The following is a 15,148-nucleotide window of genomic DNA, read 5'->3' as shown; positions in this document are numbered from 1 at the left end:
AATTGATGATTGTTGGTAAAAAATGAGAAATAATGGCAGCATAAAATAATTGATACGTAGTTGTTTATGGACTGAAATTAGCTATCTTGAGTTACACACAAATAAAAAACTTGAATGATGAAAACTCATGAATTTGGGATGTTTGCCTTTTGGAAAAGGCGAATGTCTGCTTTGCGATATATATCGCTCACCATCACTTTAATTTTCCTTACCAACGTTGTTTTAGCGCAAGATTTGCTGCTGGGAGTTTGGCTAAAAAACCAACATGAATCTGGTCACCGTGTTTATAAGAAAGATATTTTCGGCAATACGGTTATCGAAGATGGAAGCGGCAGAACCATAGCTAAATTTAAAAGAGACATTTTTGGCAATGATATAATTGAAGATGGCAATGGGAGAACTCAATTTAAACAACGAAAAGATATATTTGGCAACACCATTATTGAAGATGGCAATGGTAAAACTTTAGCCAAATATGGAAAAGATATTTTTGGCAATACGATAGTAGAGGATGGTAGTGGGAAGACGATTAAAAAGTTCAGCAAGGATATTTTTGGGAATGATGTGATTGAAAGTGCAAACGGATCAAAACAGATTTATAAGAAAGATATTTTTGGAAATACTGTGGTAGAAAATGAAAGAGGAGAGGTGAGTGCTAAATACAAAAAAGACATCTTCGGAAATGATATTGTAGAAAATGGGAGAGGTGAAGTTCAATTGATCCGTAAGACAGATATTTTTGGGAATACGATATTAGAGGATGGAAAAGGAAATGTGCTAGGGAAATTCAAAAAGGATATTTTTGGCAACGAGGTGGTGGAAGACAGTTCTGGTAGGGTGATAAGAATTTATAAAAAAGATTTTTCTGGCAACCAAATTGTAGAAGATGGTAACGGAAATAAGATTGGTACCTATAAAATAGATTTCTCTGGTAATATGGTTTTTGAAGCCTATTGATAGCAAAAAAGTCCCGCATGTGCGGGACTTTTTTATTTAATTTCCTTGAAGGATTTTTGTTTTCTCTGAGTTAAACTCTTCCTGCGTTAAAATTCCTGCATCCAATAGTTCCTTTAAATCCAATAACGCTTGCTTTTTATCAACTCCACTGGCAGGCTTTTCTGCTGTGGTATTAACAGGTTCAGCAATTTTCGCAGCAGAATTAGCTGGACCATACTTAAGCAGTAACTCCGTAATTTCATTAAAGCCTTTAATATTGGCATAATCAATAGCTTTTTGCTCTTTGGTATTCACTATTGTGGGGTCAGCTTGGTTTTCTAATAACAGTGCTACCATATCTTTTTTGCCATTGGCGGCTGCATAATGTAGCGGCGTATTTCCACTTTCATCCTGTACGTTGATGTTAGCCCCTTTGTTGAGCAATAATTTAATCATACTGATATGGCCACTCTTTGCGGCTACATGCATTAAACTTTCACCGCCATAACTGTAGGTGTGATTGAGTGTAAAACTGGAATCGTTACTTAAATTAGTAGCCGTTTCTACCCAGTCAAGGTACGACGACATGGAATGATCGGAAGGCACAACTGGTTTGGCATAATTTACATCAACGCCATTATCCAAGAAAAGTTCCACAATCTCTTTCTGATTATGTGCACAAGCATACCAAATTGGAGACAAACCATTTTTATTGGTCGTCAGTACATCTGCTCCGTTTTCTACCAAAAGTTTAATCATCATCCTATTGGTATCATAACAGGCCAATAGTAGTGCATTTTCGCCATTGTGATTGCTATGATTGATGTCGGCACCATTTTGGAGTAGCAGTTCAACGATGGGTAGATTTTTCGAAGCAACGGCCACCAATAAAGGCGAATTGCCTTGTTTGTCAGTGGTGTTTACATCGGCTCCTTTAGCCAAAAGCGTCTCAATAATTTGGCGATTTCGGTTCCCAGCTGCGAGCAGTAAGGCCGTTTGTGAAAGATTGTTTCCATTGTCTACCGATAAATCAGTGGTTAATAATTTATCCAAAATTTCTACTTGTCCGTAAATGGCGGCCAAATGCAATAAACTATTGCCTTTATGATCTCTAATTGCTGTGCTCGCCCCATTTTCTAGAAGATAGAGAGCAGTTTGTTTTTGCTTTTGTAGCAATGCAAAATACAGCGGTGTCTCTCCCGCTTGATCTTCGTAATTAATATCGGCACCATGATCGAGCAGCATTTTTACTAAATCTAAAAAGCCATGATGGGCAGCATAATGAAGTGCTGTTCTTCCTTTTTCATCGGTATATTTTGGGTCCGCTTCTCCGTTGCTAAGTAATAGCTCGGCTATTTTTCTTTTTCCTGATTCGCAGGCAATGATAAATGACATCGACATAAGAGAGAAATATTAAATAAGTAAATTTTTGAATTTTAAATGATCAATAACCCAATGAACTAATGAACCAATGAACAGGTGAACGATGAACAAAATCACTATTTCATCAACAACTCAACCGTTTTAATTTTCAGGTTATCATCGCTGGCAAGTGCCAAAGCTGTTTGATCTTTATTGTTGCTGATATTTTTATCTGCGCCGTTTTCCAGTAATAGCTTTACTTTCCGATAAGTCTCTTTTGCTTTATCTGCTTCATAGTTCACATTGTAGGCACAAACTTTATGTAAAAGTGTATTCCCCTCGTCATCCTGTCGGTTAATGTCAATGTTGCCATTAGTAAGTACGGTTTGTAGTATTTCAGATTTTTTCTCTGCAATCAGATCTATGGGAGTCGTTGCTCTGCCGTAATAGGTGTTCGCTTGATATAGATCGGCACCATCTTTTAAAAGCTCGGCCAACAGTTGAAGCTCTCTTTCACTGTCGCTATAAATCATTCGTACGTATTCGAAAAATAGACTCACCTGATCTTTATTGAGCTGATCAAAATCTGGACTTCCGTATTGGCTTAATAGCTGATACATTTCTGGATCAAGCTTTTCGGCAACGGCTAGGTAAAAACTGCTCTTCCCTTTTTTATCCAATTGACTGGGATCGGCACCCGCTTCAAGTAAGGGTGCTACCAATTCTTTTCTATTCAAATCAATCGCTAAATGTAAAGGCGTTTGTCCTACAACATTTTCAGCGTTAACGTCTAGCCCTTGTGCTGTTAGAAATTTGATATAGCTGATTAGCAATTCGGCATTTCTAGCATAGGTTTTGGCCACTTGGTGTAAATAGCCTTCTTCGGCATTGTTTTTAAAATTCACGTCAGCGCCAGCATTCACTAAACTTGAGATAAATGCTAAGGGAGCTTCTTTTTCGAGAAAATAGGAGAGTAGTGTTTTTCCAGCTACTTCATCATTGATGTTTTCAACTTTGGAAAAGAAATCGTCTAGAAAAGCCAACGAATCTTCATCGGTATTTAAAGTGTATAAAATTCTATCGAAGATGGAGTTGTTGAAACTGTCGTATTCGTAAATGTCTAACTCAATCGTTTTATCGGCTACCAATAGTGAAAAGATATCGAACTGCTTTTCTTTGAGTAAAGTATCAAAGAGCTGACTTTTAGTATAGATGTTGATAGAAGGATCGAGTTTTTCTCCAGCGAGTAGATGCTGTTTTGCTTCGTCGAAATTTTTAGATTGTATCGCTTGTAAAATCATGGGCAATGGTTTTTGATAAAGTTTGCTCAATTTTTATACCAAGCCCTGCCATTGATAGAATATCATTTAATTTCTCAACTCTTTCAAGTTGTTAATAAACAAAAAAAGGCATTGCGGTGTAGCAATGCCTTCTATAGTATGTTTTAAAAACTTAAACAGAGAAACTTTCCCCGCAACCGCAGGTTCTGCTCGCATTAGGATTAACAAAGTTGAAGCCTTTACCATTCAAGCCATCAGAAAAGTCAAGCTCCGTACCAGCTAGGTATAGAAACGACTTCATGTCCAAGGCTATTCTAATCCCGCGATCTTCAAAAAATTGGTCGCCAGTTTTTTCTTCGTTATCAAAATCAAGATTGTATGATAAACCAGAACAACCGCCACCTTTTACCGAAACACGTAAAAAGTAATCAGAGCCCAATTGCGAATCTTGCATCAGGTGGTCTATCTTATCTTTTGCCTTATCTGTTATAGTAATCATGATATTTTTGTTATGAGTTGCGGGTTACAAGTTGAGAATCTAGGCGCTTAAGCCCATCACTCAAAACTTATAACTCGTAACAGTTACTAGTGGTGTGATTTTGGTAATTCTAATGCTTCCAAACCATTTTTAACGCGATAGTCGTTAATAGCAGATTTGATTGCATCTTCAGCCAATACCGAACAGTGGATTTTCACAGGAGGTAAAGCCAACTCTTCTACCAAATCCATATTGTCGATAGCCAAAGCCTCGTCAATAGATTTTCCTTTTAGCCACTCGGTTGCTAAAGATGAAGAAGCGATTGCAGAACCACATCCAAAAGTTTTGAATTTAGCATCTGTAATTACATTTTCATCATTTACTTCAATTTGTAGACGCATTACGTCGCCACACTCTGGAGCACCCACTAAACCCGTACCTACGTTTTTAGCTTCTTTATTTAAAGTACCAACGTTTCTAGGGTTGGTATAGTGATCAATTACTTTTTCTGAATATGCCATGTCTTTATTCTTATATCTTAATAATATTGTTATATGTTACGAGTTGCGTGTTGTCGGTCAAAGCCCATAACTTTTAACTCGCAACTTTTAACGCATTAATTTGCAAAGCAAATTAATGCTCTGCCCACTCAATTTTACTCAAGTCAATACCCTCTTTAAACATTTCCCAAAGTGGGGAAAGATCTCTCAAATGGTTAACTGCTTTTTTAGTATTTTCTATTGCGTAGTCAACTTCTTCTTCAGTCGTAAATCTACCTAAACCAAAACGTATCGAAGAGTGTGCCAAATCATCAGAAAGGCCCAAAGCTTTTAATACATATGATGGTTCCAATGAAGCAGAAGTACAAGCTGAACCTGAAGAAACTGCTAAATCTTTCATGGCCATCATCAAGCCTTCACCTTCTACATATTTGAAAGAAATGTTCGCTACGTGAGGTAAGCGATGTTCAACATTACCATTTACATAGCTTTCTTCTAATACCGTTAAAGCGCTTTCTAATTTATCACGTAAAGCTGATAAACGTTTTGCTTCTTCGTCCATTTCTAAACGGCAAAGCTCACAAGCTTTACCCAAGCCAACAATACCTGGTACGTTTAAGGTTCCTGAACGCATTCCACGCTCATGACCACCACCGTCCATTTGAGCGGTAACTTTAACTCTTGGTCCTTTTCTGCGCACGTACAAAGCACCAACACCTTTTGGTCCGTACATTTTGTGTGCACTAAAAGCCATTAAGTCAATACCATCTGCATTAACATCAACAGGGATTTTACCTACTGCTTGCGTTGCATCAGTCATGAATAAAGCACCGTGTTTATGGGCAATCGCAGAAATTTCCTTAACTGGCTGAATAACACCAATCTCGTTATTTCCGTACATAATGGTTACCAAAATGGTTTCTGGCGTCATTGCAGCTTCTAATTCAGCTAAATCAATTAAACCATCTTCTTTTACGTTTAGATAAGTAACCTTTGCACCTTGTTTTTCTAAGTGTTTGCAAGTATCTAAAACAGCTTTATGTTCTGTTGTAGCGGTAATGATGTGATTACCTTTATCTGCATACATTTCGAAAACACCTTTGATCGCCAAGTTATCAGCTTCGGTAGCACCAGAAGTAAAGATGATTTCTTTTTCTGTACAGCCAATCAATTTTGCAACTTGTTCACGGGCATAGTCTACACCCTCTTCAGCAACCCATCCAAAAGCGTGGTTACGACTAGCTGCATTACCAAATTTGTTGGTAAAGTAAGGCAACATCGCTTCTAATACTCTTGGGTCTAGAGGTGTTGTAGCATTATTATCTAAATAAATAGGAAGTTCCATCTAATATCGTTTTTAAAAATTTTAGCTGAGCGTTTAACACTTTTCAGCCTTTAACACTACAAAGATACGAAAAAACTTTCCGAACAATTATAAATAATGGCTATGAAGCTATAGATAAAACCTGCATTTTTACATTCTGATAACGAGAGCGTGGAGTTATGTGTTGCATGTTACGACTGATGTGTTTAGACCCCCGTAATTCATAACTCGCAACTGATAACTTTTTTGATTAAAAATATGAACAAGATAGAACATATTGGTATAGCGGTGGCTGATTTACAGAAAGCATCGACTTTGTACGAGCAGTTGTTAGGCACTAGCTGCTATAAAACGGAGCGAGTGGAGAGTGAAAACGTAGACACGGCGTTTTTCAAAACTGGCGAGAATAAGATAGAATTGTTAGCTAGCACAGCTGATGATAGTGCTATTGCCAAGTTCATCGCTAAAAAGGGAGAGGGAATACATCATATCGCTTTTGATGTGGATGATATTTATGCAGAAATGGAAAGGTTGAAAGCAGAAGGTTTTGTGCTGTTAAACGAAGAGCCAAAAAAAGGTGCAGATAACAAATTGATTTGCTTCGTGCATCCAAAAACTACGAATGGGGTATTGATAGAACTTTGCCAGGAGATCAAATGAGCGGAATGTCGTTAGCAAAGATGGTAGGTAAAGACTTTGAACTACCAGAAGAAATATCTGAAGCCCAACTACGTGAAGTACTGGTAAGGGCTTTTGAATATTTGGTAGAAGATGATTTTCCAAAGTTGGTGCAAATTCTTTATCGCGCTGATGTAGATCAGGATAAATTGAAGCGGTTGCTGGAAAGTGCCGAAAATTCAAGTTCTGGTGAAGTAATCGCAGATGCTTACATCGCTAGGCAAAAAGCAAAACTGGAAATTTGGAATAAGTATTCGAAATCTTAAAGCATCTAAAATTAGCGAAGAATTCATGCCATGAAGCATTGCAGCATAGCCTATTTATCAAGGCTCCAATCACAGTAGTAGTACCGACGGTGGATGGACGGAGGACCGACGGTAGACGAGTACACCTAAATAATTAGCCACAGATGCACAGATTTGATCTTAAATTATCTGTGCATCTGTGGCGAAATAAAACTACTCTTCCTCTTGAGAAAGTGCCCTTGTAGCTACTTTGCCTACGCTCAACCCTTGTACAATAATAGAGAAAACCACAATAAAATAAGTAATCGCTAAAATTACTGGCTTGTGTGGTCCTTCGTCAATAGATAAGGCCAAGGCAATGGAAACACCACCTCTTAAACCGCCCCAAACCAATACTTTAATGGTTCCTTTGCTGAATTTGTTCCTAAAAGGAATGACTTTAACAGGAATATAAATCGATATAAATCTGGCAAAAAGCACAACGATGATACTGATTCCACCCATTAGCCAATAATTGGTAATGTTAGGGATGAGCAATAATTCAAAACCGATGAAAAGGAATAAAATGGCGTTTAAAATTTCATCAATCAACTCCCAAAATTTGTTCAAGTAATCTTTGGTTGTGGCCGACATGGCCGTTCTTTTTCCATAATTACCAATCACAATACCAGCAGCAACCATGGTGAGCGGACCAGAAATGTGCATTGCTCTTGCAATGAGATAGCCACCCATAACTACCGATAGGGTAATGAGCACGGAAACTTTATAATCGTCAATTTTACGCATGGCGTTTGAGGCACCTAAACCTAGTAAAGCACCTACAATAAATCCACCAGCAGCTTCTTTAACCAAAAGCCAGGAAATATTGCCAAAAGAAATGTCGATGTCCGAGCTTTGAGTTAGCTGTAAAATCACGGCAAAAACCACCACCGCAACACCATCATTAAAAAGAGATTCGCCTGCTACTTTGGTTTCAAGTGACTTTTTAACTTTGGCCTCCTTTAAAACACCCATTACGGCAATAGGATCTGTAGGAGAGATTAAAGCGCCAAATAGCAAGCAGTACAAAAATGGAATATTGAGATGAAGCATTGGTGCGATGTAGAATAGCAAACCGCCGACCACAAAAGTGGAAATGACCACACTTACTGTAGAGAAAATAACGATTGGGCCTCTTTGTTCCTTCAAATCTTTAAGGTTAATGTGGATAGCGCCAGCAAATAGAAGAAAATTTAGCATGGCTCCCATCAGTACCTCAGTAAAATCTACATCTCGCAAAAGATTGGAAAAATGCGTAAAAGTATCTGGAAATAAGTGCCCTGTAATAACCAATATGATGGAGGATAACATGGCGATTATCATAATGCCAATGGTAGAGGGCAGCTTTAAATATCGAAGATTTAGATAAGAAAAAAATGAGGCAAGAACAATGAGAACAGAAAACGAATAGTATAACTCCATGAATAAAAATTAAAGATTTTCGGAATAGGTAAGTTCGCAATATAACGATTAGAGGATTTTTGGCCAATTTTTAAGGCAGCTTTGTTACACTCATCATTTAAAAAATGGCATGCTCTTTATTTGATAAATACCCCAATGGGGTATCGGTTTTTTAGGCTTAAGTATTTATATTGCAAATGTTTGTCGGCTTGTTTAGAGCTGTAACTCTCTTAAAATGAAAAATAGATTTCTTTTTTTCTTGCCGTTGTTGTTAGGTAGTTTGGTTTACGGGCAAAAAGGTGTAGAAAAAAAAGAAGGCACACTCATTCAGAAACAAATTTTAAATAAGGCGTATGACTATATGAGTAATGATCAATACGATTCTGCTCAATATTGCCTAAATAAAATCTATTCCATAGATAGCGCCAGAAAACCGACCCAGTTTTCCTACTATCTCACTACTTGTCAGGCAGAAATATACTATTATAATAATTTACATCTGCTAGGATTGCAAGAGTCTCTTAAAGGAGAAAATATTGCTAAGATATTAAGAGATAGCGTGCTCATGGCCGATTCCTACAATTTTATTGGTTTGTTCCATTTAAACGGAAATAAGCTGCAAAAAGCACGGATGGCTTTTAAGCGGGCTTTGAGTTTTGCCAAACAACCTCCCTATAAAAAGGTGTACATGGATTTAACCAAACCTCATCACATCCTAGGAAATTTAGCGGAGACCTTCGAAAAACTGAATGAACCAGATAGTGCCATTTATTATAGCCTTTTATCCTTAAAAAAGGCGCAGGAAATTAATTCTGGTAGGGGCGTGGCAACGGGTGCTTTAAATATTGGTAATGCCTATCTGCTAAATCAACAAGTGGATAGTGCTTTTAAGTATTTTAAGCTTACCAAATGGTACGCCATCAAGGCGGATGAGTTTGATGTGGAGTTGACAGCTTATAGTGGTATGGCCGAATGTGCTGCCGCAAATAGCAATAAAGAGGCAGCCTTTGGATATCTAAATGAAGGCTTTTTCGTGTTACATAAGTATCCACAACTGAATGATTTTTATGCGGCTATGTTTTTGGAAATTGCCATTAAACTTTATCGTAAATACGGCGATATACAATTACTTAATAAAACATTGGAGCTAAAATCGAAACGAGAAACGGCCACTTACCATCGGAATAATCAGCAAATACAGTCTTTATTACTCACAGGAATCAATAATGAAAAGACTATTTTCAAGCTAGAGCTGGCAGAGTCGAAGAATAAACAAAGTTTAGCCAATACCCGAATTTATGTTTTGTTATTAGTGCTTTGCGTATTGGTAATTGTCTTTGTCGCTTATCGTTATTATGCGCTTCAGCGATTGAGGTTGGCTAACTTGAGGACAAAAATTAGCCAAGATTTGCATGATGAAGTTGGAGCAACTTTAAGTGGTATTGGTATGTATAGCTACATCGCTAAAGAGCAAATTAAACAAGGGGAACAAAAAGAAGTAGAAAACTCCCTGAATGTGATTAAAGAGAATGCCACCGAGATGGTGGCAAAGCTGAATGATATTGTTTGGACAGTGAACCCCTTGCAAGATCATTTGGTCGATTTGATAGAACGACTTAGGGAATTTGCCATCCAAATTACAAACGCTAAACAAATTCAGTTAATCTTTAACAAAATAGGTACACTAGACGAAGTGAAATTGCCCATGCAGCCTCGAAAAAATATTTACTTGATAGGTAAAGAAGCCATTAATAATGCGGTAAAGTATAGTGAAGCAGAGGTGTTGGAGGTAACCTTTGAAATTAAACATAAAACACTGATGGTTGCTATTAGAGATAATGGGAAGGGCTTTTTAGTGGAAGAAGAAACAAAAGGGAATGGCTTACTGAATATGAAAAATAGGGCCAGAGAAATTAATCTGCAGCTATCAATATCAAGTGAGTTAGGTGTTGGAACAAATGTTCATTTTAGTTATAAGTTTTAAAGGCATCAAAATAAATGAACATGAACATTAAAGTAGCAATATTTGAGGATAATAAGTTGATAAGAGAAGCTTTGCAGACAATTATCAACGGTTCGCCAGGATTTGTTTGCACTGGTTCCTTTGTTAATGTTAATCAAGTGCTGGCCGATATTCATTTTAGCCAACCAGACGTAGTTTTAATGGATATTGAAATGCCTGGTTTAAATGGAATAGAAGCTACAAAAATAATAAGAGAGGAATTTCCAGAGATAAAGGTGTTAATTCAAACCGTCTTTAACGATAGTGATAAAATATTTAATGCTTTGTGTGCTGGCGCTTCTGGTTATATTCTCAAAACCGACAGTCCTACAAGACAGTTGGAAGCCATTAAAGAAGTTTTTGCTGGAGGAGGAGCAATGTCGACCTCCATTGCGCAAAAGGTGATGGGCTTTTTTGTGCGTAAAAACGTGATTTTAGTTCAGCCAGAAGATACCGACTTCGATTTGAGCACCCGCGAGAAAGAAATTCTTTCGTTGGTGGTGGACGGTCATAACTACAGGGACATTGCCGAAAAAACTTTCATTAGTTACGAAACAGTACGTACCCACATCAAGCATATCTACAAAAAATTGCATGTGGCATCAAAAGCAGAGGCGATTTTAAAAGCAATACAGCAAGGATTAAAATAGTGTTGTTTTTAAGTGCTTGTAAAATACCTCGTTGTGGTATATGTTGGCGCATTTTTTACTTTCAATTTTGGTTTGGAAATTAATCCAAGGTTAAAACCGTACTGAAATGAATAAAATGAAAACTACGTTATTTCTAACGTTTTGTGTGATGATGATTTTTGCTTGTAAAAAAGATAACGACACAAATGAAGTTGTTGAAGCAATCAAAAAAGAGGAGCTGACAAGGAAAATCAATGATATTATTCCCAAGCAATACCAAGATACGCTAGCCAAGTTGGGCATTGTATTAAATCAGGAGGTAGAGCCACCTAACCTTGAAGGCGCTTTTGGCATTAAACCGTTGAGATTGTTGAAAAGCAATCGTCCTCAAGATCCTGCAAATATGGTTTTTAATGATGTTTCAGTAAAATTCTTCACCCAGGATAAAGACAACAATATAAAGCTAATTGGTAAAAATTTTGTTGGTAACGCAGATACAAGTATTGTTACTGCAATTAGTGGAAAGGGGAATGATTTTACCATTTATGGTAAAGTAAAAGCCGTACAAGGCAGTAATTTAGCTATTTTTGGTATCGTCATTTCTGGCGTTAAAGATGGAGATTTGCTCCGTAACGTACGTTATGGGATCATAAATATCGATAATAGCAAAGGTGGAACTGTTTTTATTAAACAAGGAGATGCTCGTGCAGTTTTTGATACCGATTTGATTTCTGGGAGTATTCCGATGTTTTAATGTTTTGGCTAAAAATATTTTGAAAGGTGATGCCTGCGATGTTAAACGGCACTCAGGTGTAAGAAAATAAGGGTCAATGTTTTTAAAAAATGATTTTATAAAAATATCTCTTTTGTAATATTGTTTATATGGAAAATAATCTAGATATTTGCACCTCTAAAAATAGAGATAAAAGATAAGAGGCACTCATCAGCATCGTTTGCCAGCAAATTGCAAAGCTTGCGCTGAGGTTTCAAAATAAAATTAAATAGATTATGAAAAAAGATTTGCATCCATCAAGCTACAGATTTGTTGTATTTAAAGATATGTCTAACGACTATTCTTTCTTAACAAAATCTTGTGTAGAGACTAAAGAAACTGTTAAATGGGAAGATGGTAACGAGTATCCTCTTTATAAATTAGAGATTTCTCATACTTCTCACCCTTTCTATACTGGTAAAATGAAATTGGTTGATACAGCAGGTCGTATCGATAAATTCAAAAACCGTTACGCTAAAAAATAATTTAGCTAAAGAGATATTTTTTGAAAGTCCCGAGCGTAAGCCCGGGACTTTTTTTATTTTTGTAGCTTATGGCAATCAACCTTTTTGATGACAAATCTTGGCTAACACTTAGGCCGCTAACGTTTACACGACCTGTGGCCGATTTAAGAGTCGGTATCCTCACCATTGCAGAGAAATGGGGCAAGCATCTTGACGTAGCATTTGGCTTCCAAACAGAAGACTATCTAAGCAAAAAATATTCGGTGATACAGGCAGAATTGTTTATTAACGGAGCAATTTGCCCAGATACCGAGCTGTTAGAAGCCATCGCAAACTTAAAAGATGGTCAGGTACTACATGCCGCCGATGTGGTAATCGCTTACAAATCATCTGCTACGCTCCAATATTCAGAGGCAATGAGTAAGTTGGAAAGAGTCGCTTATCTCTATGGCTTTGTAAAGATTGACTATCCAGAACAGATTTTTGGATTTAACGACATCGAACTGCAAAAAGACTTCGCTTTACTTACCAAAGGAAAAACTTCCGCTAAGCTAAGCAGCACCAATACCATTTTGGGCGATAACATTTTTGTAGAAGAAGGTGCAACGGCCGAATGCAGTACCTTTAATACGTTACAAGGTCCAATTTATTTGGGTAAAAATAGCCAGGTTTGGGAAGGTTGCCATATCCGTGGCTCATTTGCCTTATGCCATGATTCTCAAGTGAAAATGGGCGCCAAAATTTATGGTAAAACAACCATAGGGCCATTTAGTAGGGTAGGAGGCGAAATTAACAATGCCATGATTTGGGGTTATTCCTCAAAAGGCCACGAAGGCTATTTGGGCAATTCGGTATTAGGTCAATGGTGTAATATCGGTGCTGATAGCAATAACTCAAACCTGAAGAATAACTATGCAGAAGTGCGCTTATGGGACTATGATAAAGAAACTTTCCGAAAAACGGGATTGCAATTTTGTGGTTTAATCATGGCCGATCATGCCAAATGCGCCATTAACACCATGTTCAACACGGGTACGGTAGCTGGCGTAAGCGCTAATGTTTTTGGAGCAGGGTTCCCTCGTAATTTCATCCCAGATTTTTCATGGGGCGGTTCGCATGGTTTCGACGTTTACGCTTTAGATAAAATGCTGGAAACCACCGAAAAAGTTTACGAACGTAGAGATACGGCTTTAGACGAAATAGAAAGAGGAATCATCACCCACATCTTTGAAATTACAAAACAATATAGACACTTTTAAATTTACGAATTTAAGCGTTGGAAAGTTGAAAGGTTAGGGATTGAAAGGTTTTAATACGCTAACTTTACAACATTACAACTTTATAACGATTCAAACTTAAAAACCCCAATATAGATATGAGAAAAAAAATAGTTGCTGGAAACTGGAAAATGAATAATGACTACAATGAAGGAGTTTCATTGTTCTCTGAAATTGTAAACATGGTAAGAGACGAGAAAAAAGGTGACCAAATTGCGGTAATCTGCGCTCCATTTATTCATTTGAATAGCCTAGCACAACTATCGTCGGGTGTGGTTAAAATTGGAGCACAAAACTGCCATCAAAATGAAAGCGGAGCTTACACAGGAGAAATTTCTGCAAAAATGATCAAATCTACAGGCGCAGAGTATGTGATTATTGGTCACTCTGAGCGTAGACAATATTTTGCTGAGAACAATCAACTGTTGGCAGAAAAAACCGTTACTGCATTACAAAATAATTTAGTGCCTATCTTCTGTATTGGTGAAACTTTGGACGAAAGAAATAACGGAAGCTATTTTAATGTGATTGAAAGCCAACTTGAAGAAGGTGTTTTTGGTTTAAGTGCCGAAGATTTCGCAAAAGTAGTATTGGCTTACGAACCCGTTTGGGCTATTGGAACTGGTTTAACCGCTACACCAGAACAAGCTCAAGATATCCATGCGTTTATCCGTTCTAAAGTTGAAGCAAAATATGGCGTAAACGCTGCCGACGATACCACGATTTTATACGGTGGAAGCTGTAATGCCAAAAATGCACCTGAGCTTTTTGCACAGGCTGATATTGATGGTGGTTTAATTGGCGGAGCCTCATTAAAATCACGTGATTTTACAGACATTGTTAAAGCATTAAATTCTTAATGGATTATATACAGGTAAGTTTTAGCTTCGAGCAAATCGAAGAGTACCAGCAAGATCTTTTAGTTGGCCAACTGGCCGAGATTGGCTTCGATTCCTTTGTAGATTCTACAAAAGGTTTCGATGCCTTTATCATTGCTGATCAATTTGAAGAGACTAAGCTAAAAGAAGTGGTGGAAGAACTGGATTTTGCCGTTCGTTATGAAGCGCAGGAAATTGCACCTCAAAATTGGAACGAAGAGTGGGAAAAGAATTTTAGTCCATTGATCATTAGTGATAATTGCTATGTAAGGGCAACTTTTCATGAACCTCAGCCACAATATCAATATGAGATAGTGATTGACCCCAAAATGGCTTTTGGTACAGGACACCACCAAACCACCACCATGATGATGCAATATGTGCTTGAAACCGATGTAACCGATGCTTCGGTATTGGACATGGGGGCAGGCACAGCAATTTTAGGTATTTTGGCAGCAAAAAGAGGAGCAAAGGATATTGTAGCGATAGATTATGACGAAGTTTGCTATTTAAGCGCTATCGAAAACGCAAAGCTAAACGCTATCGAAAATTTGGTTTCTCTACATGGAAGTAAAGAAGTCATTCCTCAAACGACTTTCGATATCATTTTGGCGAATATTAACAGAAATATCCTTTTAGATCAGATAGAGAGCTATACCGCTGTGCTTAAAAATGGTGGATTGATTTTATTCAGTGGTTTTTATGAAACCCCAGATTTGGATATTATCAAATCGCATGCAGAACAGTACGGCTTAGTTTACCAAAACCATAAAAAAATGGGGGATTGGGTAGCCGCGAAGTTTGTAAAAAAATAATTGAATGATAGGATGAGTGAATTTTGAATGATTAGGATGTTAATTTACTCATTCAAAATTCACTCATT

16 protein-coding genes are annotated in these 15,148 nt (G+C 37.4%); 10 read left to right on the top strand and 6 right to left on the bottom strand.

Annotation, left to right across the window (positions count from 1 at the left end):
* Nucleotides 1–114 precede the first annotated feature (114 nt).
* On the top strand, nt 115–957 hold the full coding sequence (locus tag DUT70_RS07880; RefSeq protein ID WP_113646782.1) for a hypothetical protein: 843 nt from the start codon (nt 115–117) through the stop codon (nt 955–957).
* 36 nt (nt 958–993) lie between these two features.
* Here the strand turns inward: DUT70_RS07880 and DUT70_RS07875 are convergent, their stop codons facing one another.
* The 5 genes from DUT70_RS07875 to DUT70_RS07855 form a co-directional block, all read right to left on the bottom strand.
* Nucleotides 994–2,337 (bottom strand): ankyrin repeat domain-containing protein, encoded by a 1,344-nt coding sequence (locus DUT70_RS07875; RefSeq protein ID WP_113646781.1) that lies wholly within the window; start codon nt 2,335–2,337, stop codon nt 994–996.
* Nucleotides 2,338–2,435: 98 nt separating this feature from the next.
* A complete protein-coding gene (locus tag DUT70_RS07870; protein ID WP_205529764.1) occupies nt 2,436–3,629 on the bottom strand; it encodes an ankyrin repeat domain-containing protein in 1,194 nt (397 codons plus the stop codon).
* Between the two features lie 121 nt (nt 3,630–3,750).
* The gene (locus tag DUT70_RS07865) at nt 3,751–4,077 is read right to left on the bottom strand and encodes a HesB/IscA family protein (RefSeq protein ID WP_113646779.1); all 327 of its coding nucleotides are present in this window, start codon (nt 4,075–4,077) and stop codon (nt 3,751–3,753) included.
* A gap of 86 nt (nt 4,078–4,163) precedes the next feature.
* A complete protein-coding gene (gene iscU, locus DUT70_RS07860; RefSeq protein ID WP_113646778.1) occupies nt 4,164–4,577 on the bottom strand; it encodes a Fe-S cluster assembly scaffold IscU in 414 nt (137 codons plus the stop codon).
* A gap of 112 nt (nt 4,578–4,689) precedes the next feature.
* Complete coding sequence (locus tag DUT70_RS07855) at nt 4,690–5,901, bottom strand: IscS subfamily cysteine desulfurase (protein ID WP_113646777.1); 1,212 nt, start codon at nt 5,899–5,901, stop codon at nt 4,690–4,692.
* Between the two features lie 237 nt (nt 5,902–6,138).
* On the opposite strand from DUT70_RS07855, the gene mce reads away from it, so the two are divergent.
* Together mce and DUT70_RS07845 are read left to right on the top strand one after the other, a co-directional pair.
* The gene (gene mce, locus DUT70_RS07850; protein WP_113646776.1) at nt 6,139–6,540 is read left to right on the top strand and encodes a methylmalonyl-CoA epimerase; all 402 of its coding nucleotides are present in this window, start codon (nt 6,139–6,141) and stop codon (nt 6,538–6,540) included.
* 5 nt (nt 6,541–6,545) lie between these two features.
* Nucleotides 6,546–6,824, top strand: coding sequence for a hypothetical protein (locus DUT70_RS07845; protein WP_113647208.1), 279 nt, complete (start codon nt 6,546–6,548; stop codon nt 6,822–6,824).
* A 192-nt stretch (nt 6,825–7,016) separates the two neighbouring features.
* Here DUT70_RS07845 and DUT70_RS07840 read toward each other — a convergent pair whose 3' ends face one another.
* Nucleotides 7,017–8,264, bottom strand: a complete 1,248-nt coding sequence (locus DUT70_RS07840) for a cation:proton antiporter (RefSeq protein ID WP_113646775.1) — start codon at nt 8,262–8,264, stop codon at nt 7,017–7,019.
* Between the two features lie 214 nt (nt 8,265–8,478).
* Here DUT70_RS07840 and DUT70_RS07835 point away from each other — a divergent pair, with 214 nt between their 5' ends.
* The 7 genes from DUT70_RS07835 to prmA all read left to right on the top strand — a co-directional run bounded on the left by DUT70_RS07835 (nt 8,479) and on the right by prmA (nt 15,080).
* On the top strand, nt 8,479–10,227 hold the full coding sequence (locus DUT70_RS07835; RefSeq protein ID WP_113646774.1) for a tetratricopeptide repeat-containing sensor histidine kinase: 1,749 nt from the start codon (nt 8,479–8,481) through the stop codon (nt 10,225–10,227).
* Between the two features lie 20 nt (nt 10,228–10,247).
* Entirely contained in the window at nt 10,248–10,895 is a 648-nt protein-coding gene (locus DUT70_RS07830) for a response regulator (RefSeq protein ID WP_205529763.1), read from the top strand.
* Nucleotides 10,896–11,001: 106 nt separating this feature from the next.
* Nucleotides 11,002–11,628 (top strand): hypothetical protein, encoded by a 627-nt coding sequence (locus DUT70_RS07825; RefSeq protein ID WP_128353338.1) that lies wholly within the window; start codon nt 11,002–11,004, stop codon nt 11,626–11,628.
* Nucleotides 11,629–11,882: 254 nt separating this feature from the next.
* Nucleotides 11,883–12,131: a type B 50S ribosomal protein L31 gene (locus DUT70_RS07820; RefSeq protein WP_113646771.1), complete on the top strand. Its 249-nt coding sequence runs from the start codon at nt 11,883–11,885 to the stop codon at nt 12,129–12,131.
* 68 nt (nt 12,132–12,199) lie between these two features.
* Complete coding sequence (locus tag DUT70_RS07815; RefSeq protein ID WP_113646770.1) at nt 12,200–13,369, top strand: putative sugar nucleotidyl transferase; 1,170 nt, start codon at nt 12,200–12,202, stop codon at nt 13,367–13,369.
* A 116-nt stretch (nt 13,370–13,485) separates the two neighbouring features.
* Nucleotides 13,486–14,247, top strand: a complete 762-nt coding sequence (gene tpiA / locus DUT70_RS07810; protein WP_113646769.1) for a triose-phosphate isomerase — start codon at nt 13,486–13,488, stop codon at nt 14,245–14,247.
* Nucleotides 14,247–15,080: a 50S ribosomal protein L11 methyltransferase gene (gene prmA / locus DUT70_RS07805; protein ID WP_113646768.1), complete on the top strand. Its 834-nt coding sequence runs from the start codon at nt 14,247–14,249 to the stop codon at nt 15,078–15,080. Before tpiA ends, prmA begins: the two co-directional genes overlap by 1 nt.
* Nucleotides 15,081–15,148 lie beyond the last annotated feature (68 nt).

It is taken from the genome of Pedobacter chitinilyticus (assembly GCF_003313385.1).
GTDB classification, from domain to species: domain Bacteria; phylum Bacteroidota; class Bacteroidia; order Sphingobacteriales; family Sphingobacteriaceae; genus Pedobacter; species Pedobacter chitinilyticus.
Note: the sequence above shows the minus strand (reverse complement) of the source record. Positions and strands in the feature narration are given on the sequence as shown.

Bases quoted from the DNA above. Each gene is read 5' to 3' on its own strand.
- DUT70_RS07880 (WP_113646782.1), top strand. From the start codon at position 115: ATGATGAAAACTCATGAATTTGGGATGTTTGCCTTTTGGAAAAGGCGA.
- DUT70_RS07875 (WP_113646781.1), bottom strand. From the start codon at position 2,337: ATGTCGATGTCATTTATCATTGCCTGCGAATCAGGAAAAAGAAAAATA.
- DUT70_RS07865 (WP_113646779.1), bottom strand. From the start codon at position 4,077: ATGATTACTATAACAGATAAGGCAAAAGATAAGATAGACCACCTGATG.
- iscU (WP_113646778.1), bottom strand. From the start codon at position 4,577: ATGGCATATTCAGAAAAAGTAATTGATCACTATACCAACCCTAGAAAC.
- DUT70_RS07855 (WP_113646777.1), bottom strand. From the start codon at position 5,901: ATGGAACTTCCTATTTATTTAGATAATAATGCTACAACACCTCTAGAC.
- mce (WP_113646776.1), top strand. From the start codon at position 6,139: ATGAACAAGATAGAACATATTGGTATAGCGGTGGCTGATTTACAGAAA.
- DUT70_RS07845 (WP_113647208.1), top strand. From the start codon at position 6,546: ATGTCGTTAGCAAAGATGGTAGGTAAAGACTTTGAACTACCAGAAGAA.
- DUT70_RS07840 (WP_113646775.1), bottom strand. From the start codon at position 8,264: ATGGAGTTATACTATTCGTTTTCTGTTCTCATTGTTCTTGCCTCATTT.
- DUT70_RS07835 (WP_113646774.1), top strand. From the start codon at position 8,479: ATGAAAAATAGATTTCTTTTTTTCTTGCCGTTGTTGTTAGGTAGTTTG.
- DUT70_RS07830 (WP_205529763.1), top strand. From the start codon at position 10,248: ATGAACATTAAAGTAGCAATATTTGAGGATAATAAGTTGATAAGAGAA.
- DUT70_RS07825 (WP_128353338.1), top strand. From the start codon at position 11,002: ATGAATAAAATGAAAACTACGTTATTTCTAACGTTTTGTGTGATGATG.
- DUT70_RS07820 (WP_113646771.1), top strand. From the start codon at position 11,883: ATGAAAAAAGATTTGCATCCATCAAGCTACAGATTTGTTGTATTTAAA.
- DUT70_RS07815 (WP_113646770.1), top strand. From the start codon at position 12,200: ATGGCAATCAACCTTTTTGATGACAAATCTTGGCTAACACTTAGGCCG.
- tpiA (WP_113646769.1), top strand. From the start codon at position 13,486: ATGAGAAAAAAAATAGTTGCTGGAAACTGGAAAATGAATAATGACTAC.
- prmA (WP_113646768.1), top strand. From the start codon at position 14,247: ATGGATTATATACAGGTAAGTTTTAGCTTCGAGCAAATCGAAGAGTAC.